Raw genomic sequence first — 26,993 nt, 5'->3', positions numbered from 1 at the left:
ATGCAGGGGGATTCCTGTGACCGTATCCACGTCTGCCCGTCGTCTGACCGCCGCCGCGCTGAGTGCTGCTGCCATCACTGCCGCGATTGCGGTCCCGGCATCCGCCGCGGACCCGCGCCCGCACCGCCAGGCGGTGGAGATCAGCCGGGTGCAGTACGACTCCCCGGGCTGGGACGACCGCTCCAACCGCTCCCTGAACCAGGAGTGGGTGGAGATCACCAACAACACCCGCCGCAGCGTGAATCTGGACGGCTGGACCCTCTCCGACGCGGACGGCCACACCTACACCTTCGACCACTACCGCCTGGGCGGCCGCTCAACGGTCCGGGTCCACACCGGCCTCGGCCGCGACAGTCGCACCGACCTGTTCCAGGACCGCCGCGCTTACGTGTGGAACAACGACCACGACAGGGCCACCCTGCGCAACGACCACGGCCGCTTCATCGACGACGCCTCCTGGGGCCGCCGCCACTTCCACCACTGACCGAGCCTGAACCGTCCCCGCCTGCCCCCGATCCTGTTCCTGGCCGGGGGCAGGCGGGGACCAGGGCCAAATACGCGTCAATCTGCGCAAGTGCCCGCCCCTCAGCAACACCAGCGGGACGGGCACTTGCAGTGTGTTCGCCAGCTGCTCCGATCAGCCCCGAATTGTGCAGCTGAGATTCCGGTGGGCCGGGATCCCAACCCGGCCTGGAGCCTCACTGATCCGCCACATCGAGCGCGCGCCGACGGCTCCTACCCGACAGGCTTCCAGACTCCGCAGTCCTCCGAGGTGAACAATTCCCCGGTTCTCACCGTGACCGTAATCGATCGCGCTGGCGTCACGAGATTGTTGTTGATGATGTCTCCCGAGCCGGTGGTTCGCCCCTAGTAGCAATACGCAATGGCTCCGAGAGGGCCGCCTTCGGAACGGTAGGTGCCGGGCGGCATCACACCGAAGCCCCCCTTTGTGGCCGCAAGGCTGGACCCAGTCCTCACCATGAAACTTCAAGCGGAACCTTCCCGAATGGTCGCCACCATACGTAGCCTCTAATATCTTCCTGGACATGGGTCGTAAGATTGATCCGCACCCCTTTTTCCAATGGAATGACCCCATGGCATGAAAGACCCATTTCCGCTGGAAATCCGATGTAGCTGAGGCCTCCACCGTTCAGCTGGAACCCCACCCTTCCGTTTGTGGTGAGGACTTCTAGCATTCCGTCTGTCGGCACTTCGAATGCCTTGGCAAGTCCGGTGGCGAGTGCGCCGAGCAGTTGTCGACTTCCCATGATTGTGGTGACGTCATGGACATCGAGCTTCCCGACTTCGAGGTCGGGTTTGTTGACAGTGACGTAGGTGTTGAGGCGGAGGGTGGCGCTGCCGGTTCCTTGTTGGGTGGCGCCTTCGAGGTAGAACATCGTGTTGCGGGTGATGTTGTGGACGGTGAAGTCGCTGTAGCCGGAGACGCCGATGGATGTGCCCTCGTACAGCAGGGTGTAGGTGGGGCCGGCGGAACATTCCCAGGTAAGGGTGACGGAGTCGCCGTTGCCGATGTGGTCGGCGCTGGCTTTGAGGTTTCGTAGGTAGAATCCGGCGGGGAATTTTCCGACGCCGAGTTCTTGTGCTTCGGATTTGAATTCTCCGGTGGTCCCGGCTTTCCGCCATTTCAGGATGATGCCGAGGGGGGCGGTTCCGACCTGGTGGCTGATGCGGAGTTTGTTGAGCTGGAGGGTGACGCCCTGTTCGGGGGTGAGTGTGGCGTATCCCGATGCGGTTGAGGGTTTGAAGAGGATGCGGCTTTGGGCGGGTTGAGGAGTGGCGGTCCAGTTGCTGAGGTTGGTGGAGGCTTGCAAACCGGTGTAGTCGAGGACCAGGTCGGATGCGTCGGTGCCGATCGGCAGGTGTACGGCGATCTCGTTGGTTTCGATCGGGTCGTTGAACCGGCTGCCCACGATGATCAGGTCGGCGGTTTCGACGGTGTTTTCGGGGCTGACGGTGAGGGGGTGCGGGACGGTGGTGAGGGAGTAGTCGAGCTGGTGATCGCCGAACTCTGCCGTTCCGGCGTCTTCGCTGGTACGGGTGGTAGGGCTGGCGACGGTGTGGGTGACGAGGGCCATGTGAGGGGGTCCTTCGGGTGTGGGGGGTGGGTTTATCGGGTGGCGTCGGCGGCGCCGCCGAGGCAGCTTTTCCTCGCCGCTCTGGCTCTGATGCTGGCTCGGGTTGCATCCAGGAACATTCAGCATGAGTCGCCAACCTCGCCAAGGGGTGAGGGGAGTTGACTTCCGATGGGAAGAAAAATGTAATTGAAGTGAATTTGACTTGACTGCATCGTATTCAACCAGAAGCGCCCTCCCTTTGTTACATAATATGACGCCTTTACGCCGGTCGCGTGCGGCTCGTCGTATTCCGGGGTCGACTGTCCGGCGCGATATAGCCTGACGTTGATTTGTCGACCTGAATTATTTGTTACGATAAAAATGCCGTCTGCTTTGGGAGCGTATTCCTTGCCTGAGGTTCCGCCGCTCACACTTCCGGTTTTGACGGGTCCGAACAGGCTCGCGGAGAGGTCCCCTTCCACAACCATGTCGTTGACTGTCAGGTCGGGTTTGTGAACGGTGACGTACGTGTTGAGGCGGAGGGTGGCGCTGCCGGTGCCTTGCTGGGTGGCACCCTCAAGATAGAACATGATATTTCGGGTGACATTGTGGACGGTGTAGGTGCCGTAGTTGGTGACGTCGATGGATTTGTCTTCGTACAGCAGGGTGTAGTCGGCGTTGGTGGAGCGTTCCCAGGTGAGGGTGACGGTGTCGCCGTTGTCGATGTAACTGGCGTCGGCTTTGAGGTTTCGTAGGTAGAACCCTGCGGGGAATTTTCCGACGCCGAGTTCTTGTGCTTCGGATTTGAATTCTCCGGTGGTCCCGGCTTTCCGCCATTTCAGGATGATGCCGAGGGGGGCGGTTCCGACCTGGTGGCTGATGCGGAGTTTGTTGAGCTGGAGGGTGACGCCCTGTTCGGGGGTGAGTGTGGCGTATCCCGATGCGGTTGAGGGTTTGAAGAGGATGCGGCTTTGGGCGGGTTGAGGAGTGGCGGTCCAGTTGCTGAGGTTGGTGGAGGCTTGCAAACCGGTGTAGTCGAGGACCAGGTCGGATGCGTCGGTGCCGATCGGCAGGTGTACGGCGATCTCGTTGGTTTCGATCGGGTCGTTGAACCGGCTGCCCACGATGATCAGGTCGGCGGTTTCGACGGTGTTTTCGGGGCTGACGGTGAGGGGGTGCGGGACGGTGGTGAGGGAGTAGTCGAGCTGGTGATCGCCGAACTCTGCCGTTCCGGCGTCTTCGCTGGTACGGGTGGTAGGGCTGGCGACGGTGTGGGTGACGAGGGCCATGTGAGGGGGTCCTTCGGGTGTGGGGGCGGGTTTATCGGGTGGCGTCGGCGGCGCCGCCGAGGATGAGGAAGCCAGCGCGGATTTCGGGGTCGCCCAGGGGGAGGGCGTGGGGGTCGGGGACGGTGACGGGCAGGGTGTGCCAGGCGCTGGGGCCGGCGGGGTCTGCGGGTTCGGTGAGTTCGGTCCAAGACCAGGTGCCGGTGGCGGTGGCCGGGTGGGGCATGACGGCCGTGAGCGGTTCGGCGGTTGCCGGGTCGGTGGTAGCAGGGGCCAGCAGGGGGCCGGTGCGGAAGCAGATGGCCATCCGAGCCAGGGCGTCGTCGACGAACTGCTGGGGGACGTGCACGGCGCCGGTGGGCAGGATGTCGGTGACGGCGTGGACGGCGGCGCGGGGGTCGAGGAGCAGGGTGACGGTGGCGGTGCTGGTGCCGGTGAAGGCGAGTTTGAGGCGGTCTTCGGCGATCCAGCGCAAGTAGCCGTCGGCGGTGTCGGTGGGCTGGGTGAGGGTTTCGAAGTGGTCGTAGTCCTCGTTGAGGACGTAGCCGACCAGGCCGTCGTCGGTGGCGTTGGCCAGGCCGAGCCGGACGATCCAGTCCCAGTCGGGCATGGCGGGGGCGTGCTGGTCGGGGTCGAGGACTTCGTTCCAGCCCACGGAGGTGCGCGCAGGTCCGTAGAGCTGAAGGTCGAGGCGGGCGCGAACCAGGGCCAGGGGGCGGCCGAGGAGGAAGCCGAGGCCGGTGTCGTCGGGGCCCTCGGGGTCGATGGTGGCCAGGGCGTCATCGATAGCCTGGCGGACCGCTTCGAGGGTGTCGGGACCGCCTGCGACGATGGGGGCGAGCAGGTCGTGGGTGTGGGGGGAGGCTGCCTGGAGGTCTTCCAGCGTCAGGACGGGGGAGCCGGGCAGGGGCGCCCAGACCACGGCCCGGTTTCCGTCGCCGCGCATGATGGTGCGCAGTTCGCCCCAGGGGCGGCCAGTGGGGTCGTAGCAGGCCAGGGTGCGGTCCAGGCGGTTGTTGATGAGCCAGGCGCAGACGGGGTTGGTGCCGGGGGTGAGGTCGACGTCGTCGTCGCTGTCGGCGCTGAGGAAGTCGAAGCCGAGGCGGGCGGGCTGGAGCAGGCGGGGGGAGAGTTCCACGAAGCGGTGGGTGTCCGAGTCGCTGACGGGATTGTCGGGGATCATCGACGCGGGCCGGCACGGCTTGAAGTGACCGGGGCTGTCGGGATTGAAGAGGTTGACCGCGCGTCCGAACCGGTCGACCACCGTGAGCTGGCGAAAAGCGAGTTGCCCGGTGCGCAGTTCGAAGAACGTTGAGGAGATCGTCTCTTCCCAGGAGAAGTGCGGGACGGTACCGGGAAGCGGGGCGTGGTGGTCGGCGTGGCCGACCAGGCGGCCCATGTCCCCGGTGGGGTACTCGGTGGAGCGGGGGTCGCGCTGCGCGAGGAAGGCGCCAAGGCCGTCCAGGCGCTGGGAGAGCATGTCCAGCTCGCGGATCTCCTCCCGCAGTCCTCGCAGGTCGGGGAGATCGGCGCGGTGGGCGCTGTGGACGGCGATCTTGCCGTCGAGGTCGTGTCCGGCGGTGGGGGCGAGGGTCTGCCGGCCTTCGATGACGAAATGGTCGGGGACTTCCCCGGTGCCGTCCCAGTTGTAGCGGGTGCCGTCGAAGGTCCAGTGCGGGCCCTGTTCGTCGAGGTAGGGCAGGGCGGTGTAGTCCACGGCCCACTGCAGGAACAGCGGCTCCCACGGCTGGCGCCACGGCTTGGTGCCGTACTCGGGCAGCGCGCCGTCCACGGCGTCGGGGTCGTCGAGGTCGGCGCCGGCCAGCAGGGCGCGGTCGAGGATGAAGAACTCGGTCAGCAGGGCGGATACGGTCTCGGGCAGGCCCGCGGTGTTGACCTGGTCCACATCCTGCTGGACGGAGGCGGCGGTGATGGTACCGATGGCGGTGACCAGCCGGTCGGGGGTGCGGCAGGGCAGGAGGCTCTCGCGGCTCAGCGGTGCGTTCAGGCGGGCGCCCTGGATCAGCACGACGGGGTCCGCGGCCTCCTCGTAGGACGGCTGCGGGACACGCTGCAGGACGTGACCGGACCGCAGTCCCTGGTCGGCGGCGTACTGGGCGGCGCTCGCCTCCAACTCGTCGGGAGTGGTGCCCCACGGGATCACGGCGCGTTTATCGGTCACCTTGCCCTGGAGGTTCTTGACGCGACCTGCCGCTCCCTGGTCATTACCGGGGTTGAGTTCGTCGGCGAGCCGCTCCTCGAACTCGGCGGAGGGCTTCTTCTCGGCCCGGGACAGCGCCCACAGCAGGTACAGGCGCTCCTGAGCGGCGGCCAGGTCGCGTACGTCGGCGTCGTGGTCGGCCTGCGCCTGGTTGAGTTTCGAGACGACGTCCTGTTCGCGGGCGATTTGTCTGGCCCGCTCCTCGGGCGGGAGCGAAGCGGTCGTAGTGCGGTCGCCGCGCTCGACGATCCGCCAGGTGTAGCCGGCCGGGACCGGGCCGAAGCCGGACTGATGGGCGGTGCGTTCGATGAACTCGTCGCCGTCGGTGCGGTCGAGGTCGTTCAGGGTGCCGAGCGCGAAGGCGCGCATCAGGCGGGCCTCGTCCGTGCTGAGGGAGTCCGGGCCGTCGGCCTGTTCGGGCAGGCCGGCCATGGCCTCGGCGGTGGAGTTGCCGATGGAGACCGCCACTGTGGGTGGCTTGTTGGGGTCGGTGATCACGGGGATTTTAGGAATGTCGGAGTCGGGGATGTCGCCGTCGGGCTGCCAGTCGACGCCGATGGCGCAGCCGGTGAACAGGGAGCGGTTGACGGTGCTGGTGGCGCCGGGGGCGAGCCATTCCAGGTCATCCAGCAGGTCGGTCAGGCTGCCCTCACCGGTGGTGAGGATGTCGGCATCGGGGTCGGCGTACCAGCCGGCGACGTAGTAGCTGAGCCGGTCGTCGCCCGGGACGTCCTGAAGGGTGTCGTGGAGGGAGAAGACGTTTTCGTTGTAGGGCTGGTAGGCGGCGAAGGTGAGGACACCGGAGCCGACCGCGGTCAGGAACGGTGCGCGGGCGTCGTCCGGTTCGCGCCATGGGCTGCTTGCGGTCAGGTCGTGGCGGCGGCCGATAGCGGTCGCGTCGATCTCGTCGGCCTCGGGGTCGAGGAAGGACACTGTGCCGTTCTCGCCGAGGTGGTCGCTTTCCACGATCCAGGAACGCACCGTGCGGGAGGCCGCCTGGTAGCGGACCACCAGCCAGCGGTTGGGTACCAAGGGGAAGTCCTTGACGCCTTCCTCGTCATCCTGCCGGCCGTTGCACAGTGCCTCGGGAAGCGTCCATTTGACGTAGACGCCCCGCCCCGTGCCACCCTCGGGCGGCCACTGGTCGATCTGGAACGGCGGCGGCTCGGCGGGCATGTGGTTGTCCGCGAGCAGGTGGAAGTTGGTGCGCCAGCGGTGGAAGACGAAGGCTCCGGTGTTCTGGGTGCGGGTGTTGACCGCGAGGGCTGAGACCTCGACAGGCACCACCAGGTCGTTGCTGTTGCGCGAGGGCATCGGGTCCTCCAGAAGTACGGGTGCCGGTCAGGGGCGGGCGAAGGTCTGCAACTGGGGGGCTTTGACCATTTGCAGGGTGAACTGGGCCGAGGACAGCGGCACGTCCAAGCCGTGGGCCTGGGACAGGGCGGGCAGCAGGGGGTCGCCGGCGCCGCCGAGGTTGAGGACGTCGAGGCCGCCGGGCCGCTTGAACCGGGTGAAACGGTCGTCCTGCGGGTCGCGGGGGAACTCGCCGTCCGCGCCCGGCAGCGGCATGCCGATCTCGTCGCCCGAGATCTGCCGCAGCTGGATGGTGCCCAGGTCGCCGAAGCCGAAGTGCAGGCCCTGCGGGGGCTCGGCCAGGGTGAAGGTGTCGATCACCTGCGGGTAGAGGTGCAACAGGATGTGCGTGCCGCATTGGGTGGTGCGCATCGGTTCGACGGGGGTGTCGTCGCGGAAGGCGGTGTAGATGGTCTTGGGCCAGCCCTCGACGAGGTCGGAGTGCAGCAGCACCCCGCACGCGGGCGGGTCCTGGATACCGCGGGCGAGGTCGTTGAGATCTTCGTCCAGGGTCTGCCCGACACCGATGCTCAGTGCCCCGTCGACCGCGGCGCGGATCCATCCGGGGTCGACGTAGAAGAAGCGGATGCTGTCCTGGGGCAGCATCCCGGCGTCTGGCACCAGGTGTTCGAAGGGGACCATTTCCAGGGTCACCAGGCGGTCCAGCCAGGCCCGTACGGGGTCGAGCTGCAGGGCGGTGGCCTGCCGCAGCACGTCGCGGACCTCGGAGCGGGCCAGTGCCTGGTGCAGGCCGGCCGCGGTCAACGGGGCCATGGTGGCGCTGCGGGCTGCGGGGGTGCGGCGGCGTCCGGCGGCGATGTCCTCGCCGGCCCGGTTCAGGGCGGTCATGAGCCGGGTGCCGCGGTCGCCGGCCAGCAACTGGTCGAAGGCGTCCCGGGACGGGGTGCCGGTCAGCATCCCGGCGGTCGCCGCGCCGATCGAACGTCCGGCCAGCTGCGGGTGGGTGAGCAGGCGCCGGGCCGCACCGCGGGCGGCCTTGCGGAAGGTCAGCAGGGCGGTGCGGAATTCGGGGTCGGCCAGTGCCAGCGCGCGGCCGAGCGCGAACGCGGAGGCGTAGGAGTTGTCGTAGATCCCGTGCTGTTCGAGGTAGACCAGTGCCTCGTCGACCGAGTGCAGGCGTTCCTCGTTCTCGGCCGGGTCCGGTAGTGGCTGCGCGGGGGCGGCGGTGAAGGGGCCCCGGTAGAAACCGAATGTGCGCTCCCCGGAGGCCAGGCGCTGCGGCAGCGCGGTCGCCCCGGCTGCGAGCCGGTCCAAGGCCACCTGCTCGGCCGGCCCCGGGTTGGACGGCGGCGCCTCGGGGCGCAGGCGCAGCAAGTCGGTGTCGGCAACGAGCTTCTGCGCCAGGTCACCGAAGCCCAGCCCCTCATCCGGCACGGACTCGAACACCCACGACCACATGGACACCACCCGCAGCCCCCCGTCGGGCACGGTGCCGTCCGGGCCCAGGCAGTCGGCGAAGCCGTCCAGCGAGACCAGGTGCACCACATACGGGCCGCCGTCGAAGGAGGGGAAGCGGTTGGCGACGACGACCGCCTTCAAATCCTCCTCGGCCGGGGCGGGTGAGGCACCGCGAGTGGCGTCCGGCGGGCCGCCCTCGCGGACGTGCGCCAGCATCCCCATCTCCGCCGGCAGCGGGGCGAGCGCGGCGAACAGATCTGCCGGCACATGGATGCTGCGGCAGACCAGGTCCTGCTCGTCGCGGAACAGGGTGTCCGGATCGATCCGTGGCGGCCGGCCAGCCAGCGGTTCACCCTCGTCCGACCGCCCGTCCAACAGGTTGAGGACCGTGCAGGTGTCGGCCAGGCCGATGGCTTTGAGGTCGCCGGGCAGTTCCCCCGCCCGGAAGACCATCAGCGCCATCGTGGGCACCGACGGGTCCTGTCCGGCCATCGGATACAGCCACGGCACCCCCGGGGTGTCGAAGGTGATGTGCGGGAGTACCTGGGCGAAGGTGCCGGTCGAGCCAGGCAGCGGGTAGCAGGCGTGCACATCGGTTGCGGCGATGGCGAACCGGGGCCCGCGCACGTCGAACCGCTGCTCGCGGGGCGGCAGCGTGGGAGCGGTGTTCAGCCCGTTGATGCTCTGATCGGTGGTGATCGTGTACTTGCCGCCGTAGAGGGCGGGGACGCGGTGGTCGAAGAACCGTGTGCGGTGCTGCACGGGAGGCGTGGTGGTGGACACGCGGAGGTCACCCCAATCGGTGAAGGGCGGGAAGCCAGGAAGGGGCCGGTCAGGAAGCGGGGACGAGCATCGGCTCGGCGGTGAAGGCCGTCTCGGCCGCCTGCGCGTGCGCGGACAGGTCCTCATCCAGCGCTCCCAGGCTGAAGCCCAGGCTGGTCAGGGCGGCGGCCAGCTCGCTACGGGCGGTCTTCTGCGCAGATGCGGCGACGGTGTCCGTGATCGTGCGGATCACCCCGCCGGGCCGCCGCGGCACCGGCCCGACCCGGCTGGCGTCCGGGTCGAGGGGCTGGATGCCGTCGGGGTCGATGGGGTCGAAGGCGAAGGTCTGCTCGGTGATGTAGCCGGTGTCGTTGCCGTAGTCCGGGCCGGGAGACATCAGCGTCGCACCGGTCAGCTCGTCCGGTACGACCTGCTCGCCGGGCGCGGGCAGCATATTGCTGCTCCCCGCACCCCACAGCGCCTGCGGAACGGCGGCCCTGGAGGGCGCGTGGCCCCAGTCGCTGATGTCGAAGCTCTCGCCGTCCTTGCTGAGGCTGACGCACTGGACGCTGGTCAGGCCGGTCTTCGCCATGGGACGGATGTCGAGTTTGCTGCCGCGCTCCACCGGGCTGCCCGTGGCGGTGTTCACGTACAGCTCGGTGACCGGCACGGCGGAGTCGGTGGAGAAGGCGAACCCGGCCGACGACACCTGCCACGCCTCGTCATCGCTGCTGCGCGTGCCGGTGACCCACGGCGGGCGGTCCGCGATCAGCCCGGCGCCGGGCAGCATACGGACCGCGTTGTCCCCCGGCGGCAGCATCTCGCGAAAGCCCGGCCAGTCCAGGGCGTTGCTGTCCGCCTCCCGGTCGCGGCCGAAACCGATCGTGAACGAGATGAACCACAGCTTGATCTTGGCCCGGCCTCCGGTCGGCGGCCCCCACACCGTCAGCGACGCGCCGACCTCGACGGTGATCGTGATCCGCACAAAAAGGATCTTGACGGAGGCGGACACGCCGATGCTGACGTGGAACCCGGCCTCGAACCAGAACGGCTTCCACTGGATCAGTACATCCACGCCCGCGGTCAGCCACGCCCGTACCGGGCCGGAGTGGAACCGCACGTCCAGCGAGCCGCCGCCCATCACCGCGGCCGGGGTCAGCGCCAGGTAGGCACTGCCGGAGATGGTGACCGCACCGGACAGGTCCCAGTCGAAGCCGAGGCGCGGCACGCTCGGATACGTGTCCGGCTGCTTGTAGTTGCGGTGGTAGCCGCCGACCGTGACCACGAAGTCCCCGCGGTTGGGGCTCGGCCCGAACCAGATCTTCGCCGCGACCCCGCCGCGCAGCCGGCAGCTCGGGTCGATGACGTACGAGTTCGGGGTGAGGGCCGCGCTGAAGGACAGCTCACCGGCCTTCGGTTTGAGGACGATCTCCAGGGCGATCTCGACGCTGGCGTACTTGCGGTTCGCCTTCTTGGGGAACTCCATGCCCGCCATGCCCAGCATCGCCAGCGTCAGATCTTCACCGGTCTGCAGGACGGCCATCGCGCTGCCGTTGAAGAACTCCGCCACGGTGAATGCCAGCCCCGCCGCCAGCCACAACGGATCCTCACCCGCAGCGGCGGGCGTCACCCACGGCTGCCCGACCGGGGGCGAGGTCAGCTTCTCCAGGACCCCGATCGGGTCGGCGTTGCCGTCCGCGTCCATCCCGATCGACGCCGGGTCATCCAGCGCCTTCAGGAACGGGAACTCCGCCAGGTCTTCGGTCCCGGCCAGCCGCAGGTTGCTGCGCCAGCCCATACCGGCGGCGATCCCGCGCACCTGAAAGGCGGGCAGTCCGATGCCCTTGGCCGAACCCAGCGCCCCGAACGCGAAGAACGAGGTCTTGCCGCCCGCCGCCGGCACAAAGGCCGCGGCCACTGCGCTGCCGCTGAAGGTCCCGGTGTCCACCACCAGGACGCCGCCCGCCACCGCCTCGTAGTCCGGGTATCGCGACGCGTCCAGCGCGGCCAGCCCGCCCAGGATCGTCAGCGGTGAATTGCGGTACTCGACCGACACCGATGCGCCCGCCGTCAGCCCGAAGTCCGACCAGCTGCGGCCCGGCACGTACGTCGACGGCCCGGTCACGCCGAAGCGGCCCCAGGTCGCGCGCAGCCCGCCGGGCGCAAGGACGTAGAAGCCGCGGTCGGTGGCGATCGCGTGCGGTTCACGGCGTACGCCGTTGCGCGCGATGGTGTACGCGGCCGGGCCCTCTTTGCGTACCGGCGCCGTCGCCGTGCCCGTCGTACGGTCGCGCCGCTCGGGCCGCACCGGCACCAGCAGCGGCGCGTCCGGTCCCGCCGGGCCTGGCAGCAGCAGCCACGCCCCGGCCGGCAGCCCCGCCGCCAGCCGCGGCACGCTCACCCCGTCGGCCGCGCTTGCGAGGTCGGCGAGCTGCCGCTCGTCCAGCGCACTGTCCGCGCACAGCACCCGCCAGCCGGCGTCGCTTTCGGCGACCAGCAGCCGTCCGGTGCCCTGCCGACGCACGACCGCGATGCGGCCGTGCTCCCCGCTGCCGGTGAGTCGCAGGGTGCCGTCGGTCTGCTCCAGCGTCAGCTCCGTCACCCGCAGCATGTCCGGAAGCGCGGGCCCCTCGATGCCGAGGCGCTGCCCCAGTGCGTCGGCCGCGGTGCCCGGCGTCGGCAGCTCCGCCGACAACCGCACCTCGGTGACCTCGGGCGCGCCGTTGTGCCCGAACGCCACCCGCACGGGCACCGGTTCCTCGGCCAGTACGGTGCGCGCCGACCCGGCGAACGACAGGCCCTCACCGTCCCCGTCACCCCCCGCGCCGCCGTCCTCGCGGCGCGCCCGCAGCACCCCGTCCTCGAACAGCGGACGGAACGTGCCGCTCTCGGGCCCCAACGCCTCCCCGGGGACCACCACCTCGCCGTCCGGCGCCGCCTCCGCCAGTAGGGCGCGCAGGTCATCAACGGTCATCGTCACGGAATCGACTCCTTGCCGCTCGACACGCGCGCGGGCACGCGGAACCTGGTCGAGTCGGCAGACAGCACCAGCAGGACCAGGCGGAGGGACGAAAATAGGGAAGATATGCGGATGAATGAGCGAATACCGCTATGGATCATGAATCTATCAGCGCACAAGGCGTTCGGCAGGGAGGGCCGGGCGCGGCTACTCCACCCGAGAGAAGGGCGCATGCCACGGTGTGTCGTCCTGCGCGGACGGCACCTCCACCGATCGCGCCTGGGGACGTCAACAGCACGGCCTGCCGCGAGGCAACCGCCGACGAGGCGCAAGAAGACATGCTCGGGACGCCGTTCTTGCCCGATCAGCGAGCCCCGCCCGGGCGCCGGTGGGCGCAATGACATCGGATTCCGGCCGAGGAACCGGCCGCGCCCGGTGGCCTGCCCGGCAGCGTCGACCGATGCAAGGCGTTCTCCATCTGTCCGGGCCGCCCGTCCGCTACCCCTCCCATCCTCACCACCCGCATCGCGCGGGAGAGGCGTCAGCTCCTGCGCGGCTCCGCACAGCGTGCACAGCCGGGTGCCCGGGTTCCGTGGTGCCGCGACGCCATCTTCGACGAGGACGGAGCCGTCTGCCCCATCCGCGCCATCCGGCTCGAAGCCTCGACGCGCGGGGCCGCCGACGACGCCTGCGTCTTCCTCCTCGACGTCATCCGACGGGAATTCCCCAGCACCGAAACGATTCCGTCCTGGAATGCGGCACAGGCCAGCGCGCTGCCCGTCCTGCTCCGGCTCGATCAGGCGGCTCAACTCGCCCAGACCCAAGGCCTCTAACCAGGTGTCAACCGAAGGAGCAAGAGATGCACAGCGACAACGTCCTCGAGGTAGCTGTCGGCATCGTCGTCGACGGATACAGGGCCGACCGGTCAGGCCAAGGCCAGCCGGCCGGCCTCGAGAAGGCCGTCAGCGCAGCCCACGCCGCTGGCTACTCCAGCGCCGACATCTTCAGTGCAGCCGATCGACGCTTCGGCCAAGAGCTCATCGACAATGCTGGCCAGTATCAGTAGTCGCCACGGACTCCCCGAGGACTCCAGCGGCTGAGAGGACACTGCAGCCATGAACGCTCCCCTGACCGTCGTCGCCATCCCCCGCCACCGCGCCGCCGCCCCCAAGTCCAAGCGCCGCCCGCACACCCCGCTGTCCGCCATCGACCCGCTCGGCATCGCAGCAGTCCGGGCTGCTGGACGCGTTCCCGACATCCCTGGCCGCCGACCCGGCAAGCCCGTCACCTTCGACAGCGCGCTGTAGCCCGGCAGTCGGCCCCCAGCAGACGTCACGCCGGGGGCCGCGCCATGTCGGGTCTCGAAGCGGTGAACGTCCAACCAGACCCATCCGTAACTGGCATGCCCGCCGCTAGCATCCCGACTCCGCACCAACCTGGGGGGACCATGACGTTCGAGACTCCGCCGCCGCCCGCTATGCCGCCCATGCCCGGACAGACCCCCGGGCCGATGCCCGTCGCGAGGAGAAGACGCCGGAATCTGGTCATTGCCGCCATCACTGCCGGAGCCGTCGCCATCGGCGGCGGGGTGTTCTGGCTCACCCGGCCGTCCTACGGCGACATCGTCAAGGACTGCCAGAAGGCGCTCGCCGCCCAGTTCAAGGCCGATGAGAAGGGCAAGCCGTCGGCCTGCAACGACGTGAAGAAAGACGACTACGACGCGCTCGTCCTCAACGCGGCCATGGGCGACCTCGGCTGGCTCGACGACGACGGGCATTTCGACGAGCGGAAGATGCAAGAAGACACGCTCGAGGACATGCAGCCGTAGCTCAGCCAGACACGGCAGGGCCCCGACCGGGATCATCTCCGGTCGGGGCCTTTGCCGTTGGTGCGGGTACGGCGCGGGCCAGCCACCGCCCGTCAGTCAGGAACCGAGGCATCATCACCGGCAGATAGCCGGCGTCCACCAGCTGCGCGAGTCCTTCCGCGCACTCGTCCTCGCTGTCCGCCTGCACACCCACCCTGATCGCCATACCCGCAGTCTGCCCGCGGAGGTGGGGGAGTCGGGCCGGAATCCGGGAAGCTACGGGCGCCACGCCTCGTCGTAGCCGCGGGCACCCTTGTGCTCGTCGGCCAGCAACCGCAGCTGGATGTCCGCGATCCTGCCCGTCGGCCCGGCCGTATCCAGGTACGGGATCACCGTCTCGTCGAGGAAACGGGTGCGGGCTTCGGCGGCATGGATCCTGCTGCGCGCCTGATGCGCGGCGTCGGCTGGCTGGAGACCGAGATCGCTGCCCATGCCCTGAGTGAACGCCCTGGCCATCGTGTGGGCATTGGCGAGCTTCTCGGCATACCGCTCACGCAGGAACGCGGCCATCGCCGCCTGGTCCGGAGTCACGCGACGGGCCCACCTGAGCGCTTGGCTTCGACTTCGCGGCCGACGGTGGGCTCCCGCTTGCGTTCGACGCCTTCGGCGCGGGCGATGCGCCGAAAGACCTCGGGAGTCATGCCGGAAAGCTCGTCCGCACCGGCGACTTCCTCGACCTCATCGGCGGCGGCGACCTGAAGGACGGGCAGAAGTCCTGGTTCGGCCGCCACGTCGCCAAGGCCTACCGGACCGCCACCGGCCGCGACGCCCTCAAGGTCTGGACACGGCACCGCACCACCGGCCACTGGATCCGCGTACCCATTTACGGCCCCATCGACGAGGCCCTCTATGCCGGCCTCCACTCCTACAAGGGCACCCGCCACCTCCTCGCGAGCGGCTACGCGAGGTGCGCATAGACCAACTTCACGACGTACCAGACCTGCAAGCGCCCCCCTTCGTCGGTCCCTTCCTCCGCGAGTGCTATGGCTGTAAGCGCGACCTGTTCGATCTGCAGGCCAGGAACGAAGCCGAGGCCGCACGCCTTGCTGCCGCGCTCGCCACCATCGGCATCGGTCAGTCCGCGCGCATCGTCTCCACCGTTCAGCTCGGGACGACGCTGATCGTCAATGCCGAGCAGCCGGACGCGTACTTCCGGTACACGGTCGACGTGTTCCGGCTGCCGACCCTCGACGAGATCGACCCCGAGCAGGCCGATCCGCGCACCCCGGGCGAGTGGATCCTCATCGACCCGCTCGGAGACCACGCCCCCGAGGCGGTCGACCGGATGATCCGCGACGCCATCGGTCGCCTCGACGAACTCGGCCTCACTGCCGACGTACCGACCGACGCCCTTCTTGCCGCCCTCGCCGCCTGACGGGAGACACCACGCGTGAATGCCGCCGATCAGCCCGCTAGTCACTCCACGCCCGAACCGTTGGTCGAGCCGGGTCCGCCTCCCCGCTGGTGGGAGGAGACCCCCGCCGAAGCCGCCCGCTACGACCGCATGTACTGGAACGAGGACTGACGTGACCGCACGCGATGAGCTGTACAACTACGCCGACGACGCAAACCTCGGCGGCGAATACCTCGACGAGCTGCTGGACCGCGTCGAGCGAGAGGCCAAGACCGCTGGCGACCTGGACCAGCGACGGGAGCTGCGCTGCCTGGAGCTGTTGGAGGGCAGCCTCATCGACTACATCAACCGGGCCGACACCCCGGCCATGGTCGGCCACGTGCTCACCGGGATGCTGGCCCTCGCCAACAACCAGGCCAGCGAGGAAGCCCCAGGCCAGTGACCGCCCCGCCTACCCTGTCGATCGGCGAGCAATTCCCTGTCCGCGACATCCGCTTCGTCAACGGCCGCACCCACCACCGCGCCCGCCGGCCCGTCGACCAGCGCTGGTACGAAGACCCGCTTGAGGCCGCCTGCGGGAAGACCGGCTGGTTGGCCACCGGATACAGCCTCGGCACCATCCGCGAATGCCCCGGGTGCGCGCGGGCGGTGGAAGCCGAGGCCGCATCGCCAGCCGCCTGAATCTGAAGGGTCACTGAACACCCCACCATGTGGGCCTGCTTCCGAACGAGGCAGGCCACAAGCGTGTTCGGGGTTGGTAGGTGTTGGACGGATCGGAATCGGGTTACGAATCGGGCACACTGTCCCTTCATGGCGCGCAAGCACCAGATGATGCAGGTCGCATCGCATCACTGCAGGGGGACCAATGAGCCACGACCCGACGCCGCCCATGCCGAACTTCCCGCCGGCCGAGCCGTCTGCGAAGAAGAATCACACTCAAGCCCTCATCATCGGCGGCGCCGTGCTCGCCATCGCGGCGATCGTCACCGCAGGCGTGGTCGTCTCGAACTCTCGCGACAGCGATGGGAAGTCGGGCAGTGCGGCAGCGTCCGAGTCCGAAGCGGGGACCGGGAGCGACAATGCGATCAAGGCTGAGGAGGAGCCGGAGCCGACACCCACGAGCACAGAGCCGGAGATCTACAAGCTCGTCGACTCGGTCACCTACGAGAATGGGGTCGAACTGTCCCTGGCCAGCTACAAGCGAGGCGTGTCGTCCGATATTGCCGCGCCGGGGAACACGGAGTACATCGCATTCACGATGACGATCGTTAACCGCGGCGACACCGTAGTCGACCTTGGGACGTCATTCTTTCTGTGCCACTACGGAGACGAGTCGAAGGAAGGCGAGCAGATCTTCGACGAGGGTCTCGACGACGGCCCGTTGACTGCCCTGCGCCCGGGCCGGACGGCGAAGACGAAGGTGGCGTGCGCGTTCCCGAAGAACGCAACCTACCTGCAGATCGAGACGGCGCCGTCTGTCGATATGGAGCTGTCCATCTTCGCCGGGGACGTGAAGTAGTGGGGGCCTGCCCCGCTCCACGCGACAGGCCCCCACGCATCCCGGTCAGTCCATGTACGAGCCGTCCCGGCGGGTGCGGTGGCGGGACCGCAGGTGCTTGCACTGCGGGCAGTGCGGTAGGTCTGTACAGCTCGGCTGGAACACTGCTGGCCTCGACGAACGTGGACTCCGACATTTCCTCGGCCGGGCCGAAGTCCACCACGATCAGCGGTCAGCCGCTGACGGCCGGGTTCTACTGGGTCGCACTGTTGTTCAACGCCTCGGTGCTGCCATCGTTGACTCGCGGTTCCGGCTGGACCGGCGTCGAAGCCGCTGCGAACCTCGGCCTCACCGCAGCGACGTACCAGTACGCGACGAACGGCACTGGGCGCACCGATCTACCCTCGACGATCACACCGGCGTCGAACTCAGGGACGGACTTCGCAGGACCGTGGGTGGCGGTGGGCCCATGAGCGGGATCAGTAGTTGCCCTCCATGCCCTTCTTAAGGGCTGCGAGCTCCGGTCCGGAGTCTGTCGCGGGCACCTTCCAGCGGAACGTCGTACCCTCGCCGTCCGTGTACATGATCGCGCCGCCGTTTGCCTGCGCCTTGGTGAGATCAAACGCGATCGTGCGCCACTTGTAGGCGCCGGCCGGGATTGACCCGCCGCCCGTGAATCCGCTCGGCGTGATGCTGGATGCCTCGTTCTCGCCCTCGTCCAGGGCCTGGCCGTCCGGGGCGAGCCACTGCCAGCCGCCGCCCTCGATCGGAGCGGACTCCGCAGCCGACACCGCGTTCGGCGCCTTGTCCTTCACCGTGATAATCGCGTACACGCCGTTGGCGGCCACGCTCCCCATGGCCTCCTTCTGGTACACGACGGTCGTCGGCGTCACCTCCAACTCGCCGCCGCCGTTGCCGCCGTCGGCGGGACTTGGGGAGCCGATCGTCGACGCGGTATCGCCGAGCTTCATGTCCTCGCCGCCGCCCTTGCCGTCCCCGCCAGTCCCGGAGCCGTCACCGGCATCATCGGCGCAGTACTTCATCCACTCGCCTTGATCGAGGTTCTGGTCCTTGCAGTCGACCTTCTTCGACGCAGAGGCCTTCGCCTTGGCCGGCGCCTTCGAGTCGGCCCCGCCGTCTCCGTCACCGCACGCGGTGAGTGCGGCCAGAAGCAGTGCCGCCGTCGCCGCTGTCGCGCGAACGCGCATATGTCCCCCCAGGGCTGAGCCAGTTGGGACACCGTAGGGCAGACGGGACGGAAGGGGGGAGGACGGTTGCAGGGCTGTGACACGAGGGGCCCAGCCAGGGGCGGCACTCAGCAATGAATCGACATGGGATACTCGCTGTCAGGTACTCCCGGTGCGAGACCGCTACCTGCAGGCGGTCAAATGACCATGGATCTCGGGAGGCGCACCCCGCCGTGTCGTCGGGCACGGATGGGCTCTCCGCCACATGAGGACCCTTGACCGAGATCCAGAACAAGACATGCATCAACTGTCGCGAGCTAAAGGCGATTGCGGCCTTCCAGCGAGACGGACGTGGTGGCCACCGCGGCAAGTGCCGGGTATGCCGGTCCGCAACCCACAAGGTGTGGCGTGAGGCCAACAAGGAGAAGCAGGCCCTGTACCGGCGCCGCTTCAGCCTCTCGACCTACGGCCTCACCGAGGAAGAGTACGACGTAATGCTTGCTGCCCAGGGTGGCGGCTGCGCCATGTGCGGCAAGGTATGCCGGACTGGACGTCAACTCGCCGTGGACCACGACCATCTGAGCGGGCGGGTTCGCGGCCTCTTGTGCGTGGCGTGCAACCAGGCCCTGGGTGTCTACGAGGCCATCAGGGAGACGGCAGAACGGTTCCTCGCCGAGTGTGGTGAAGGGAATCCCCACATTTCCCACGGTACGGCTCTGGCGATGAAGCGCAGTACGCCTCGGGCGGGGTCACGAGGCAGGAGTGCGCATCTGACGGACGACACGGTGCGCGAGATTCGGGCGCGGTACGCCGGGGGTGACGTGACTCAACGCGCACTGGCTTGCGAGTACGGTGTCTCGCAGAATGCAATCGGCCTCATCCTCAGACGTAAGACGTGGCTGCATGTGGAAGACGAGTGCTCCGCAACGGTGGACTCCTCGCCCTGGAGCGTCGACAAGCGGGTCAATCGAGCACGACGAATCACCGCTGACCAGATCGCGGAAGCGCGCCGCCTGCAGGCTTCTGGCGCCTCATACCGGTCCATTGCGGCCCAGCTTGGCGTGCACCACACGACGGTCATGCGACTCCTGACCGGCAAGCACTCGAAGGCCGCCTGACCGAACGCCGCCGTCCCCGCCTCCTCGCCGCAACGGCGGGGAGGCGGGGACGGCGGCGTCGTACTCTGTGGCTAGCCACCGGCCTGTAAAGCCCGCGCGCTCAGGCGTATCCACCGCCTGGCGTGCGAACGCGGCTAGTGGATAGGAGGGCCGGGGCCGACGGGCAACGGCCCTCCGCCGCGTCGCGTTACCGAGGCCCGAAGGGGGCCGGGCCCAACCCTGAACAGCCCGATTCGCGCAGCCCGCCGGTTGCCATGAACTCGCTCTCGCGACCGTCAGGCAGCCGGAGCACCCCAGGGAACGCGTCCCCAAGGTCGACGTCGGAAGTCTCGTCGACGAGCGTAACGCTGCCCGCCCACGTGCTGTCTCGATCGGACTCGCGGTTGTCTGTCCGGCTTGGGTCGTAGCGCAGCACCAGAGACGCGGCGACCAAGGCTTCGCGTCCATCAGGAAGTACGACCGTGGCGGGACCGACGTATCGGTGCCGGCCGTCGCCAGCGTGGAAGCGCGCGCGTTCTGTCATGGCGGGAGGTTAGCGCGGGCCCACCTCCTGACGACCTCCTAACTGAGGAGGCAGCGGTTCACGCTCCCGGATGCGCGCCCGGCGAGACGCTAGGTGCTTACGAACCGCTGGCCTTCAGCTCGCACGATGGGCACAGGGCGCCATGTGTGTGTTCGGGGCACCCTGGAGTGCCGCAGATCCCCAGAACGGGGCGGGTTGAGCCGCTGATGGTCGTCTTCCCGTGCATGAGGGCCTCGAGTACGACGGCAGCATGCTGAGCCTCCCGAGCGATGCCCTCGTCTCCGACGACTTGTTCAGGGTCGCAGACTCTGCCGCCCAGGTCGTCCTTGTGGATTCGATGCAGGATCTCCCACAGCAGTTCACTGCCGTCGAGGTCTCGCACTCGGTAGGCCTGGAGCAGGACGTAGACGCGCTCGTAGTCTGCGCGGGATATGGGGCGTTCGTCGGTAGCCATGGGCGGAGCCTAGATCACGGTCTGAGCCGTCGGCTGCTGCCCTCGGCTACCCATCGGCATCACGATGGACGTGCCGAGGGTAGGCGTAACGGTCGCCGAGAATCGTCCGGCCAGTGACCGCGGCTAGTGGAATCGAGGGCGGGAGCCGACGGGTAACGGCCCTCCGGTGCGTCAGCCGGGGTGCGTCATCGTGCACCTGTTGCCGTCGCTGCCCTTGTGGGCGGTCGCCGTGAAGGCGCGGACGTAGAGGCGGCCAGATTCGTCCACGGTCAGCCCTGGAGGGTCACCCGGCAGGACCGTGAGTCGCGGCACCGACACCCTGTCGTAGGGCGATCCTCCGCCGAGGAACGCCTGGAGGGAAAACACCTCCAGCGCGGTAAGGGGCGAAGCGTGCACGCCGAGCGCTTCCGCAGCACCCTGCGCCAGCCAGACGCACTCATCGGCGCGTCCCCGATCGTCCGGGAGTAGATCGACAGTCACGCGGGTCTCAGGCTCCGGCATCCGCAGCATCTCCTCGTGGATGCCGTCCCACCGCGGCACCGAATCGATGGAGAGGCGCAGGGCGATGCCAGGCATGGGGATCAGGGTGAAGTGCCGGTCCCCGATGTCGAGATGCAGCCAGTCGACGGTCGCGAGCGCGGTGGTCGTCATGACGCGAGCGTAGCGCGGGAGCGACACGGCAGGAGGTGACTGTCGACGACCCCGCGAGCCCACCGACGAGGAGGCTGGGGCAGCTTCGCAGTCAGGGGGTGCCGCGTTGCTGGGCGCGCCTCAGTAGACGCAGCAGCAGATCGGCGAGCTGGACCACCTCTGCAGCCTCGACCGGATCGCTGAAATGAACTGTGCGGTGGCTCGCTGGATTCTTGAATGCGCCAATGGACCCCGCGAAGAGTTCCATGAGCGCCACTACCTCACCTCCGTGGGCGCCCGGGTCCGCCAGCGGGCCGCCGGGCTTGAACGCCTGCCGCATGAGATCCACGCCGACGAGTGAGGAGTCGAGCCCAGAGGCGGCCCGTACTTCCACCTCGACCGTCTTCATCGCAGCGAAGCAAGCCGTTTCGTAGTCGCCCAGGTTGAAGATCGGGCGAACCTTCTCCTCGATCGCCGGGTCGAGGATGCCTGCGAGTCGGTCGGCCGCCCAAAGCTTCGCTTGGCCGTGAGGATCTGCCGCAACCTCTTGCCCGCTTGCGGTCACACGCTGCCAGGCAGACTCCGTGTTCTTGGGGTGCGGACCGATGAGACCTCGAGACTCCAGCCACGTCCAGGCATCCGCGAGCCGATCAAGGAGTTGATCCGCGTCGTGTTCGCTGTTGTGCGCGAAGGCGTGTTCGGCGCCCCGGAGCACGTTGTTGGCGTTCACGGTTTGACCGTCCCCTAGGGATCTGAGGAGGGCCATTGCAAGCTCTGGGGTTGGGAGTTGGCGAATCTGTTCGGTCGGCACGGGGCCGGAGTAGCTCATTGTCACCTAGTGACGCTAGCAGCCGGTTGGACCCGCTATCCCTGTGGACCCCGGAGCCTGCAGTGCCAACGTTCCCTGAAGTAGGGCGACTTAGGGCATCGCTGCAAGTAACTGTCCAACAATCCGATTGTTGGGTAGTTGGACAAGCGAGGCGCGAAACGGGCATAAGGGTGTGGGTAGTTGTCCAGGAAATAGTGTACAGAAAGTCTCAATGTCCATATACTAGCCATCACCCTTTGTTGGACAATGAGGCATGGAACTCGACACCCAAGACCTCCTCGATCCGGTCGGAGGTGGTGGCGCCCTCATCGGCTACGCCCGCGTCAGCGCCAAGGGCCAGAACCTCGACCGACAGCTCGCCGCACTGGAAGCCGCCGGATGCCAACGGATCTTCTCCGACAAGAAGTCCGGCAAGAACGCCGAACGCGAGGAACTCCAGAGAGCCCTCGACTACCTGCGCCCCAACGACACTCTGGTGGTCCCGTCCCTCGACCGCCTCGGTCGCTCGATCAAAGACCTCATCGGCATCGTCGGTGACCTCCGAGGGCAGGGCATCGGCTTCCGGTCCCTACACGAAGCCCTCGACACCACCACGCCCGGCGGTCGACTCGTCTTCCACGTCTTCGCCGCACTTGCCGAGTTCATCCGCGAGCTCATCGTCCAGGGAACCCATGAGGGTCTGGCCGCGGCCCGCGCCCGTGGGGAGCGGCTCGGCCGGCCGCCGGCCATGACGGAGGAACAGGTTCGACACGCTCGCGTCATGCTCGGCGACCCCGACGCATCGATCAGCTCAATCGCGAAGCTGCTCGGCGTCAGCCGGACGACCATCTACAAGTACGTTCCGGAACTCCGAGCGGGCGGACGGGCGGAACTGACACTTTGATCGTTTCGCCTAGTCGCTTGCACCAGTCGTCCGCGGGTCTTGCCTCAGAGAGCTCGACCGCGGATACATTCGCGAAGCCGACAAGTGGACCAACGCAGCGTCGGAAGACATCGGGCTTTAGCACGAAGGAGATCCACCAGTGAGCCGTAAGACTGTACAGATCGCGGACGGTATCCACGCTGTTGTGGAGCCCGTAGACGACGAGGAGTTCAACGTCGCCGGAGCGCACACCCTGATCCGCCTCAGGGTGGTCGAGATCGTCGCCGCCAAGGAGAACATCCGCGAGGAGTAGTCGACCAGTGTCCAGCCTTGCGCCCCGTCCATCGCGACGGGGTGCTCGTGCGTGCGGGTCTGACATGTTGAGGCGAGGCCCGTTTTCCTTGGTGAGCGAGTCCGGCGGCGCGTGACCGTCATGGCCCCGCGGATCGGACGTAGCACTGAGGGCGGCCCCTACTCGCTGCTGGAGTCACGTCCAGTGGAGGACGGTCCCGGTACCTACGGGTGCAGTCAGGCCAGGGGCCGCACAGATCAGCTCTTCGGCTGTGCCAGCTCTCCGGGCTTCGTCTCGACGATCTCCACGTCCGTGCACCCGTCCGCCTCGAGTCGCGCCTTCCGGTCTTCGGCGCTGCCCTTGTCGTAGCTGACAGCGGCTGCGCGCGGGGTGCCGCCGGGGGCGGTTCAGATGAGGCTGTAGTTCGCTGATACTGGGGTGAATGGCCGGACCCGATCTACGACCCTGCTGGCTGCACAGTCCCGGTGGGGCTTGGGCTTTAGTGTTCTACTCAGTTGGGGTGTCGAGAACGGTCGCGGCTTGGGTGACGAACTGGTTCGTTGCGCTGATCAGGGCTTGGGACAGCTGGACCCACTGTGCGGGTGGGATGAACAGAAGGGCCCCCGTGATGGTGCGTGTTCGCCGATACACGTCCCCTGCCGCATTCACGACGGCCTTGGCGGGGGTATGCATTTCCGCAGGCCCCACGAGTCGGACTCCGGCCTCGGCTGCGGCCAGCGTTTCCAGCGCCCCGCCAAGGTTCGCGGATGCACGCGTCGTCGGAATGCGCCACGCGTCCATGGCGGTGGTGAAAGCATCGGAACTGGTGAGGATGCGCTGGTACGCCTCAAGCCTGTTCTGCCGTTGCCAGTGCCGGTGTTCGATGAGGCCCTGGTCTGCGACTTGGCGGCGTCCGGCGCGGTAAGCGATGACACCTGCGACGATGGCGAAGATACCAGCGAGGATAGCGGCGCCGAGCATGCCCCATCCCTCGCTCATGTCCCATCCGATGCGGTCGCCGACATCACGGCTTGTTTGGGCAGCTACGGTCAGATCCACAGCCGTCATCTAACTGCATGCGTGCGCCGGTACGACCTTTCCCCTCACTCGGTGATGGGCGGTCAGGGTTCGGGCGGGTCGCGTCCTCGGCCCCGCTACGACGAGATCGCGTTTTCAAGGCGGGCGCTGTGCGTACAGATACTTCCGGTCACGCATCTATCCCGATGGCTTGTTCTGATGCATCGTTGATCACGCGGGATCCACCACCCCCGGGTGAGGTCCCCGCTCCGGGCCCCGCCGCGCTGCCGCGAGGGCGGGGCCCGCCGCTCCTCCCGGCTCTCCACGGGAGGCCATGCGGCTGCGCTGACGCTGGTATGACTGTTCCCCGCACTCGGGTGATGCCCGAGCTGTTCCCTACCGCAGTTTGCCGGGTGACCGGTATCAACGGTCCATGTTCAAGATCGTGTTGCGTGCCGTGACGGCAGCCGCTCTCCTCGCCCTGCCCACGGCTACGCCCGCCACCGCACATGCTGCACCGGCTGCCGAGACGCTCCCTCTGACAGACGGCGTTGCCCTGCTGCCGTTGGCGGTCGAGTCCCGTGACGGCTACCAGCGGACGGCCTTCAAGCACTGGGTGGACGCCGACCGCGACGGATGCAACACCCGCGCTGAAGTCCTCATCGCCGAGTCCCGCGTCGAGCCCACGGTCGAAGTCGGCTGCAGGGTGACGGCGGGGGAGTGGTACTCGTACTACGACGGCGTCACCGTGACCGCGCCGGGCGGTCTGGACATCGACCACATGGTGCCGCTCGCGGAAGCCTGGGACTCCGGGGCTTCTGCCTGGACCGCGGAGCGACGCGAGGCCTACGCAAACGACCTGGACGCCGAGCGCTCCCTCGTCGCGGTAACGGCGCGCACCAACCGGTCGAAGGCCGACCAGGATCCTGCCGAGTGGCTGCCGCCGCTACTGGACACGCGCTGCACGTATGCCGCGGACTGGGTTTCGACGAAGCTGCGCTGGCAGCTGGCGGTCGACGACCGGGAGCGGGCAGCCCTCGCGGATATCGCCGCGGGGTGTGGGCAGCAGGACGTGGAGTTCGAGCCTGCGCCGTAGTGTCCCCCGGTGCGCCCGGCCGGACTGATGTAGGCCGGGCGCATGCGCGTTCTAGGTACCCCACCTCGCGTGCGGACTCTGCCGGTCATAGCCTGACGGTCTCGGGGCACATCGCGGAGGTCTGCCATGCCCCGAACCATCTGGTCCGGCGCCATCTCATTCGGCCTGGTCACGGTGCCTATCCATGTGGTCAGCGCCCGGGAGGACCACTCGATCCACTTCCACCAGGTCCACCTGGAGGACATGGGGCGGGTGCGGAATCGGAAGATCTGCGAACTCGAGGACCGCGAGGTATCGAACTCGGAGATCGGCAAGGGCTACCAGCTGTCGAAGGACACGCTCATCCCCGTGCTCGAGGAGGAGCTGCGGGAGATGCCGCTGCCCACCGCGAAAGCGATTGAACTGTTCGCCTTCATGCCCGCCGAGTCCATCGACCCGATCCGTGTCGGCGACGGGTACTACCTGGAGCCGGACGGGCAGGTCGCCGCCAAGCCGTACACCTTGTTGCGGAAGGCCCTCGAGCGGAGCAGCAAGGTGGCCGTCGCGAAGTACGCCTGGTCCGGCCGTGAGCGTCTGGGCCTGCTGCGGGTCCGCGACGACGTGATCGTGCTGCATGCGATGCGGTGGGACGACGAGATCCGCGACCCGGCCGAGCTGCGCCCCGACGAGGTGGAGCTCACCGATGAGGAGATCGACGAGGCGATGCTGCTGATGGACCGGCTGACCATCGACGACCTCGAAGGCGGCGAGTTCACCGATCGGTACACGCAGGCCGTCGAGGAGATGATCGACGCCAAGCGCGAGAACCGCGAGCCGCCGACGGCCGCAGAGCCCGAGACCCCGGGGCAGATCGTCGACCTCATGGCCGCACTTCAGGAGTCCGTCGCCAAGGCCAAGGCGTCCCGCGGCGAGGACGCCACCGTCCACGACATGCCGAAGACGACCACGAAGAAGGCGGCGAAGAAGCCGGCCGCCAAGAAGACCACGGCGAAGAAGACCGCCAAGAAGACGACCGGTCGGAAGTCGCGCAGCGCCTGACTCAGCCGTCGATGATCCCCAGCTCTGTGTCCGGCCGGCAGTGGGTGCAGGCGGGTACCTGGTCGCCGAGGGCCTGCCTCGCCTGCTCCTGCGTGATGCCCCGGCTGCGCTTGCCTGCCATGTGGCAGTCGCCGACGTGGACGTAGACGGGTGGGGTGTGCCCGTCGAGGCCCCGCTCGAGCAGCCACTCGGGCGCCGGCGGCCGGGCTTGCCGTCCGCGCTCCTTCTCCTGCTGTCGCTCCTCTTCTGCCGCGATCCACCGGCGGGTGCGGTCGAGGTCCTGCTCCTGGACTCGGGTGAGAAAGTGCAGGAAGTCGAGACGAGGGACGGGTGAGTCGTTCACGTGTTCGATATTACGGCTGTACTCTTCCCTCGGCATACCAGGGGGCCGACGAGAGGAGCAGGCCATGACCGACGCTGACCTGCTGCTCCGCCTCGGAGTGGACTCGGCCACCCTCGACCCGGCGCCCGCGCACCACCGCGGTACGGCCGGCCCAGCGCGTGTGGGCCTGTCACCGGTTGCGTGCACCCTGTGCGCTGCCCCGGCCCGCTTCACCCGGGTCGTCGACGTACCGGGCAGTGGCCCGTGCTGGCTCGACCGCTGCTGCCCGTGCTACCTCGCCACGGTCGGCATGCAGCCGAGCCGGGTACCCGCGACGGTGGACGGGATCGTCGCCGACCTGCGGGCCGCAGCCGTCGACGCGGGTGTCGCGCTGACCGTGCTCGCCGACCGCGAGGCAGGCTGAACACGTGGACCGTTACCACCTCACGCTCAACCTCGAGGGCCGCCCGGCAATGCAGGGCTGGTGGTCCAAGGAGGCCGCCGCCCGGCGCCAGTTCGCATCGTGGGTGGGCGAGCGCGGCGACATGCCCGGCGTGCGCATCACCTCGTCGACGAGGAGGCGGGCGAGACGTTGACGACCTGGCCCCAGGAGTCGTAAGGGTCTGCCATGCTTCCCACATGATCCATGAGGAAGACGCCGTCGTAGTTGAAGAAGAGGACGGCTTCGAGGACGTCGACGCGGACTTCGCGGAGGCCCCGCCCGTCGACGAGTACCACCTGTCGACGCGCTGAGCCTGCGAGACTGCCCCCGCCTCTCGTTGCCGTCCCCCGTTGGCGAGGGGCACCTTGCTGCGCGTCTATGATCCTGCC

Annotated in this window: 30 protein-coding genes; 17 read left to right on the top strand and 13 right to left on the bottom strand. The window is 68.0% G+C overall.

The window, feature by feature from the left end:
- Positions 1-10 precede the first annotated feature (10 nt).
- Positions 11-484, top strand: a complete 474-nt coding sequence (locus tag OOK38_RS32505) for a lamin tail domain-containing protein (protein ID WP_266850002.1) — start codon at positions 11-13, stop codon at positions 482-484.
- Positions 485-974: 490 nt separating this feature from the next.
- On the opposite strand, the gene OOK38_RS32500 is transcribed toward OOK38_RS32505, so the two are convergent.
- From OOK38_RS32500 to OOK38_RS32480, 5 genes are all read right to left on the bottom strand, one after another.
- Positions 975-2,096: a hypothetical protein gene (locus OOK38_RS32500; protein WP_266849534.1), complete on the bottom strand. Its 1,122-nt coding sequence runs from the start codon at positions 2,094-2,096 to the stop codon at positions 975-977.
- Between the two features lie 119 nt (positions 2,097-2,215).
- Complete coding sequence (locus tag OOK38_RS32495) at positions 2,216-3,364, bottom strand: hypothetical protein (RefSeq protein ID WP_266849533.1); 1,149 nt, start codon at positions 3,362-3,364, stop codon at positions 2,216-2,218.
- 31 nt (positions 3,365-3,395) lie between these two features.
- Positions 3,396-6,896: a hypothetical protein gene (locus OOK38_RS32490; protein WP_266849532.1), complete on the bottom strand. Its 3,501-nt coding sequence runs from the start codon at positions 6,894-6,896 to the stop codon at positions 3,396-3,398.
- Between the two features lie 27 nt (positions 6,897-6,923).
- Positions 6,924-9,137: a hypothetical protein gene (locus tag OOK38_RS32485; RefSeq protein WP_266849530.1), complete on the bottom strand. Its 2,214-nt coding sequence runs from the start codon at positions 9,135-9,137 to the stop codon at positions 6,924-6,926.
- Positions 9,138-9,186: 49 nt separating this feature from the next.
- Positions 9,187-12,090 carry a DUF6603 domain-containing protein gene (locus tag OOK38_RS32480; protein WP_323178866.1) on the bottom strand — a complete coding sequence of 968 codons (2,904 nt, stop codon included), beginning with the start codon at positions 12,088-12,090 and terminating at the stop codon, positions 9,187-9,189.
- 844 nt (positions 12,091-12,934) lie between these two features.
- On the opposite strand from OOK38_RS32480, the gene OOK38_RS32475 reads away from it, so the two are divergent.
- The 3 genes from OOK38_RS32475 to OOK38_RS32465 all read left to right on the top strand — a co-directional run bounded on the left by OOK38_RS32475 (position 12,935) and on the right by OOK38_RS32465 (position 13,903).
- Positions 12,935-13,141, top strand: a complete 207-nt coding sequence (locus OOK38_RS32475) for a hypothetical protein (protein WP_266849526.1) — start codon at positions 12,935-12,937, stop codon at positions 13,139-13,141.
- A gap of 49 nt (positions 13,142-13,190) precedes the next feature.
- Entirely contained in the window at positions 13,191-13,382 is a 192-nt protein-coding gene (locus OOK38_RS32470) for a hypothetical protein (protein WP_266849524.1), read from the top strand.
- Positions 13,383-13,522: 140 nt separating this feature from the next.
- Positions 13,523-13,903, top strand: coding sequence for a hypothetical protein (locus tag OOK38_RS32465; protein WP_266849523.1), 381 nt, complete (start codon positions 13,523-13,525; stop codon positions 13,901-13,903).
- 255 nt (positions 13,904-14,158) lie between these two features.
- Here the strand turns inward: OOK38_RS32465 and OOK38_RS32460 are convergent, their stop codons facing one another.
- Both OOK38_RS32460 and OOK38_RS32455 read right to left on the bottom strand, forming a co-directional pair.
- Positions 14,159-14,473 carry a hypothetical protein gene (locus OOK38_RS32460; RefSeq protein ID WP_266849522.1) on the bottom strand — a complete coding sequence of 105 codons (315 nt, stop codon included), beginning with the start codon at positions 14,471-14,473 and terminating at the stop codon, positions 14,159-14,161.
- On the bottom strand, positions 14,470-14,673 hold the full coding sequence (locus OOK38_RS32455; protein WP_266849520.1) for a hypothetical protein: 204 nt from the start codon (positions 14,671-14,673) through the stop codon (positions 14,470-14,472). Before OOK38_RS32455 ends, OOK38_RS32460 begins: the two co-directional genes overlap by 4 nt.
- Positions 14,674-14,849: 176 nt before the next feature.
- Between OOK38_RS32455 and OOK38_RS32450 the strand changes: the two genes are divergently transcribed.
- The 6 genes from OOK38_RS32450 (at position 14,850) to OOK38_RS32425 (ending at position 17,267) form a co-directional block, all read left to right on the top strand.
- Positions 14,850-15,317 (top strand): hypothetical protein, encoded by a 468-nt coding sequence (locus tag OOK38_RS32450; protein ID WP_266849518.1) that lies wholly within the window; start codon positions 14,850-14,852, stop codon positions 15,315-15,317.
- Between the two features lie 15 nt (positions 15,318-15,332).
- The gene (locus OOK38_RS32445; RefSeq protein ID WP_266849516.1) at positions 15,333-15,467 is read left to right on the top strand and encodes a hypothetical protein; all 135 of its coding nucleotides are present in this window, start codon (positions 15,333-15,335) and stop codon (positions 15,465-15,467) included.
- A gap of 1 nt (position 15,468) precedes the next feature.
- Positions 15,469-15,738 carry a hypothetical protein gene (locus OOK38_RS32440; protein WP_266849514.1) on the top strand — a complete coding sequence of 90 codons (270 nt, stop codon included), beginning with the start codon at positions 15,469-15,471 and terminating at the stop codon, positions 15,736-15,738.
- Positions 15,735-15,977: a hypothetical protein gene (locus OOK38_RS32435; RefSeq protein ID WP_266849512.1), complete on the top strand. Its 243-nt coding sequence runs from the start codon at positions 15,735-15,737 to the stop codon at positions 15,975-15,977. Before OOK38_RS32440 ends, OOK38_RS32435 begins: the two co-directional genes overlap by 4 nt.
- Positions 15,978-16,161: 184 nt before the next feature.
- Positions 16,162-16,815 carry a hypothetical protein gene (locus OOK38_RS32430; protein WP_266849510.1) on the top strand — a complete coding sequence of 218 codons (654 nt, stop codon included), beginning with the start codon at positions 16,162-16,164 and terminating at the stop codon, positions 16,813-16,815.
- A 161-nt stretch (positions 16,816-16,976) separates the two neighbouring features.
- Positions 16,977-17,267 (top strand): hypothetical protein, encoded by a 291-nt coding sequence (locus tag OOK38_RS32425; protein ID WP_266849508.1) that lies wholly within the window; start codon positions 16,977-16,979, stop codon positions 17,265-17,267.
- A 6-nt stretch (positions 17,268-17,273) separates the two neighbouring features.
- Here OOK38_RS32425 and OOK38_RS32420 read toward each other — a convergent pair whose 3' ends face one another.
- Complete coding sequence (locus tag OOK38_RS32420) at positions 17,274-18,002, bottom strand: hypothetical protein (protein WP_266849507.1); 729 nt, start codon at positions 18,000-18,002, stop codon at positions 17,274-17,276.
- A 254-nt stretch (positions 18,003-18,256) separates the two neighbouring features.
- Between OOK38_RS32420 and OOK38_RS32415 the strand changes: the two genes are divergently transcribed.
- Positions 18,257-19,099 (top strand): endonuclease domain-containing protein, encoded by an 843-nt coding sequence (locus OOK38_RS32415; protein WP_266849505.1) that lies wholly within the window; start codon positions 18,257-18,259, stop codon positions 19,097-19,099.
- Between the two features lie 620 nt (positions 19,100-19,719).
- Here OOK38_RS32415 and OOK38_RS32410 read toward each other — a convergent pair.
- The 3 genes from OOK38_RS32410 to OOK38_RS32400 all read right to left on the bottom strand — a co-directional run bounded on the left by OOK38_RS32410 (position 19,720) and on the right by OOK38_RS32400 (position 21,436).
- A complete protein-coding gene (locus tag OOK38_RS32410) occupies positions 19,720-20,076 on the bottom strand; it encodes a hypothetical protein (protein WP_266849503.1) in 357 nt (118 codons plus the stop codon).
- 171 nt (positions 20,077-20,247) lie between these two features.
- Complete coding sequence (locus OOK38_RS32405; RefSeq protein WP_266849501.1) at positions 20,248-20,727, bottom strand: hypothetical protein; 480 nt, start codon at positions 20,725-20,727, stop codon at positions 20,248-20,250.
- Positions 20,728-20,818: 91 nt separating this feature from the next.
- Positions 20,819-21,436 carry a TIGR02391 family protein gene (locus OOK38_RS32400; protein WP_266849499.1) on the bottom strand — a complete coding sequence of 206 codons (618 nt, stop codon included), beginning with the start codon at positions 21,434-21,436 and terminating at the stop codon, positions 20,819-20,821.
- A gap of 352 nt (positions 21,437-21,788) precedes the next feature.
- Here OOK38_RS32400 and OOK38_RS32395 point away from each other — a divergent pair, with 352 nt between their 5' ends.
- Both OOK38_RS32395 and OOK38_RS32390 read left to right on the top strand, forming a co-directional pair.
- Complete coding sequence (locus OOK38_RS32395; RefSeq protein WP_266849497.1) at positions 21,789-22,418, top strand: recombinase family protein; 630 nt, start codon at positions 21,789-21,791, stop codon at positions 22,416-22,418.
- A gap of 139 nt (positions 22,419-22,557) precedes the next feature.
- Positions 22,558-22,710: a hypothetical protein gene (locus OOK38_RS32390; RefSeq protein ID WP_266849495.1), complete on the top strand. Its 153-nt coding sequence runs from the start codon at positions 22,558-22,560 to the stop codon at positions 22,708-22,710.
- 486 nt (positions 22,711-23,196) lie between these two features.
- Here OOK38_RS32390 and OOK38_RS32385 read toward each other — a convergent pair whose 3' ends face one another.
- Positions 23,197-23,748, bottom strand: a complete 552-nt coding sequence (locus OOK38_RS32385) for a hypothetical protein (protein WP_266849493.1) — start codon at positions 23,746-23,748, stop codon at positions 23,197-23,199.
- 391 nt (positions 23,749-24,139) lie between these two features.
- On the opposite strand from OOK38_RS32385, the gene OOK38_RS32380 reads away from it, so the two are divergent.
- On the top strand, positions 24,140-24,802 hold the full coding sequence (locus OOK38_RS32380) for an HNH endonuclease family protein (RefSeq protein ID WP_266849491.1): 663 nt from the start codon (positions 24,140-24,142) through the stop codon (positions 24,800-24,802).
- A 126-nt stretch (positions 24,803-24,928) separates the two neighbouring features.
- A complete protein-coding gene (locus tag OOK38_RS32375; RefSeq protein ID WP_266849490.1) occupies positions 24,929-25,840 on the top strand; it encodes a Ku protein in 912 nt (303 codons plus the stop codon).
- A 1-nt stretch (position 25,841) separates the two neighbouring features.
- On the opposite strand, the gene OOK38_RS32370 is transcribed toward OOK38_RS32375, so the two are convergent.
- Complete coding sequence (locus tag OOK38_RS32370; RefSeq protein ID WP_266849488.1) at positions 25,842-26,183, bottom strand: DUF6233 domain-containing protein; 342 nt, start codon at positions 26,181-26,183, stop codon at positions 25,842-25,844.
- Between the two features lie 64 nt (positions 26,184-26,247).
- Here OOK38_RS32370 and OOK38_RS32365 point away from each other — a divergent pair, with 64 nt between their 5' ends.
- Positions 26,248-26,586 carry a hypothetical protein gene (locus OOK38_RS32365; protein ID WP_266849486.1) on the top strand — a complete coding sequence of 113 codons (339 nt, stop codon included), beginning with the start codon at positions 26,248-26,250 and terminating at the stop codon, positions 26,584-26,586.
- Between the two features lie 4 nt (positions 26,587-26,590).
- Positions 26,591-26,758 carry a hypothetical protein gene (locus OOK38_RS32360; protein ID WP_266849484.1) on the top strand — a complete coding sequence of 56 codons (168 nt, stop codon included), beginning with the start codon at positions 26,591-26,593 and terminating at the stop codon, positions 26,756-26,758.
- Positions 26,759-26,993 lie beyond the last annotated feature (235 nt).

Source organism: Streptomyces sp. NBC_00568 (assembly GCF_026341855.1).
Lineage (GTDB): Bacteria > Actinomycetota > Actinomycetes > Streptomycetales > Streptomycetaceae > Streptomyces.
The sequence above is the reverse complement of the archived record's forward strand: the minus strand, read 5'-3'. Positions and strand labels throughout refer to the sequence as shown.

Bases quoted from the DNA above. Each gene is read 5' to 3' on its own strand.
- OOK38_RS32380 (WP_266849491.1), top strand. From the start codon at position 24,140: ATGTTCAAGATCGTGTTGCGTGCCGTGACGGCAGCCGCTCTCCTCGCC.
- OOK38_RS32500 (WP_266849534.1), bottom strand. From the start codon at position 2,096: ATGGCCCTCGTCACCCACACCGTCGCCAGCCCTACCACCCGTACCAGC.
- OOK38_RS32410 (WP_266849503.1), bottom strand. From the start codon at position 20,076: ATGGCTACCGACGAACGCCCCATATCCCGCGCAGACTACGAGCGCGTC.
- OOK38_RS32420 (WP_266849507.1), bottom strand. From the start codon at position 18,002: ATGCGCGTTCGCGCGACAGCGGCGACGGCGGCACTGCTTCTGGCCGCA.
- OOK38_RS32405 (WP_266849501.1), bottom strand. From the start codon at position 20,727: ATGACGACCACCGCGCTCGCGACCGTCGACTGGCTGCATCTCGACATC.
- OOK38_RS32475 (WP_266849526.1), top strand. From the start codon at position 12,935: ATGCACAGCGACAACGTCCTCGAGGTAGCTGTCGGCATCGTCGTCGAC.
- OOK38_RS32470 (WP_266849524.1), top strand. From the start codon at position 13,191: ATGAACGCTCCCCTGACCGTCGTCGCCATCCCCCGCCACCGCGCCGCC.
- OOK38_RS32490 (WP_266849532.1), bottom strand. From the start codon at position 6,896: ATGCCCTCGCGCAACAGCAACGACCTGGTGGTGCCTGTCGAGGTCTCA.
- OOK38_RS32430 (WP_266849510.1), top strand. From the start codon at position 16,162: ATGAGCCACGACCCGACGCCGCCCATGCCGAACTTCCCGCCGGCCGAG.
- OOK38_RS32480 (WP_323178866.1), bottom strand. From the start codon at position 12,090: ATGACCGTTGATGACCTGCGCGCCCTACTGGCGGAGGCGGCGCCGGAC.
- OOK38_RS32495 (WP_266849533.1), bottom strand. From the start codon at position 3,364: ATGGCCCTCGTCACCCACACCGTCGCCAGCCCTACCACCCGTACCAGC.
- OOK38_RS32375 (WP_266849490.1), top strand. From the start codon at position 24,929: ATGCCCCGAACCATCTGGTCCGGCGCCATCTCATTCGGCCTGGTCACG.
- OOK38_RS32365 (WP_266849486.1), top strand. From the start codon at position 26,248: ATGACCGACGCTGACCTGCTGCTCCGCCTCGGAGTGGACTCGGCCACC.
- OOK38_RS32395 (WP_266849497.1), top strand. From the start codon at position 21,789: ATGGAACTCGACACCCAAGACCTCCTCGATCCGGTCGGAGGTGGTGGC.
- OOK38_RS32465 (WP_266849523.1), top strand. From the start codon at position 13,523: ATGACGTTCGAGACTCCGCCGCCGCCCGCTATGCCGCCCATGCCCGGA.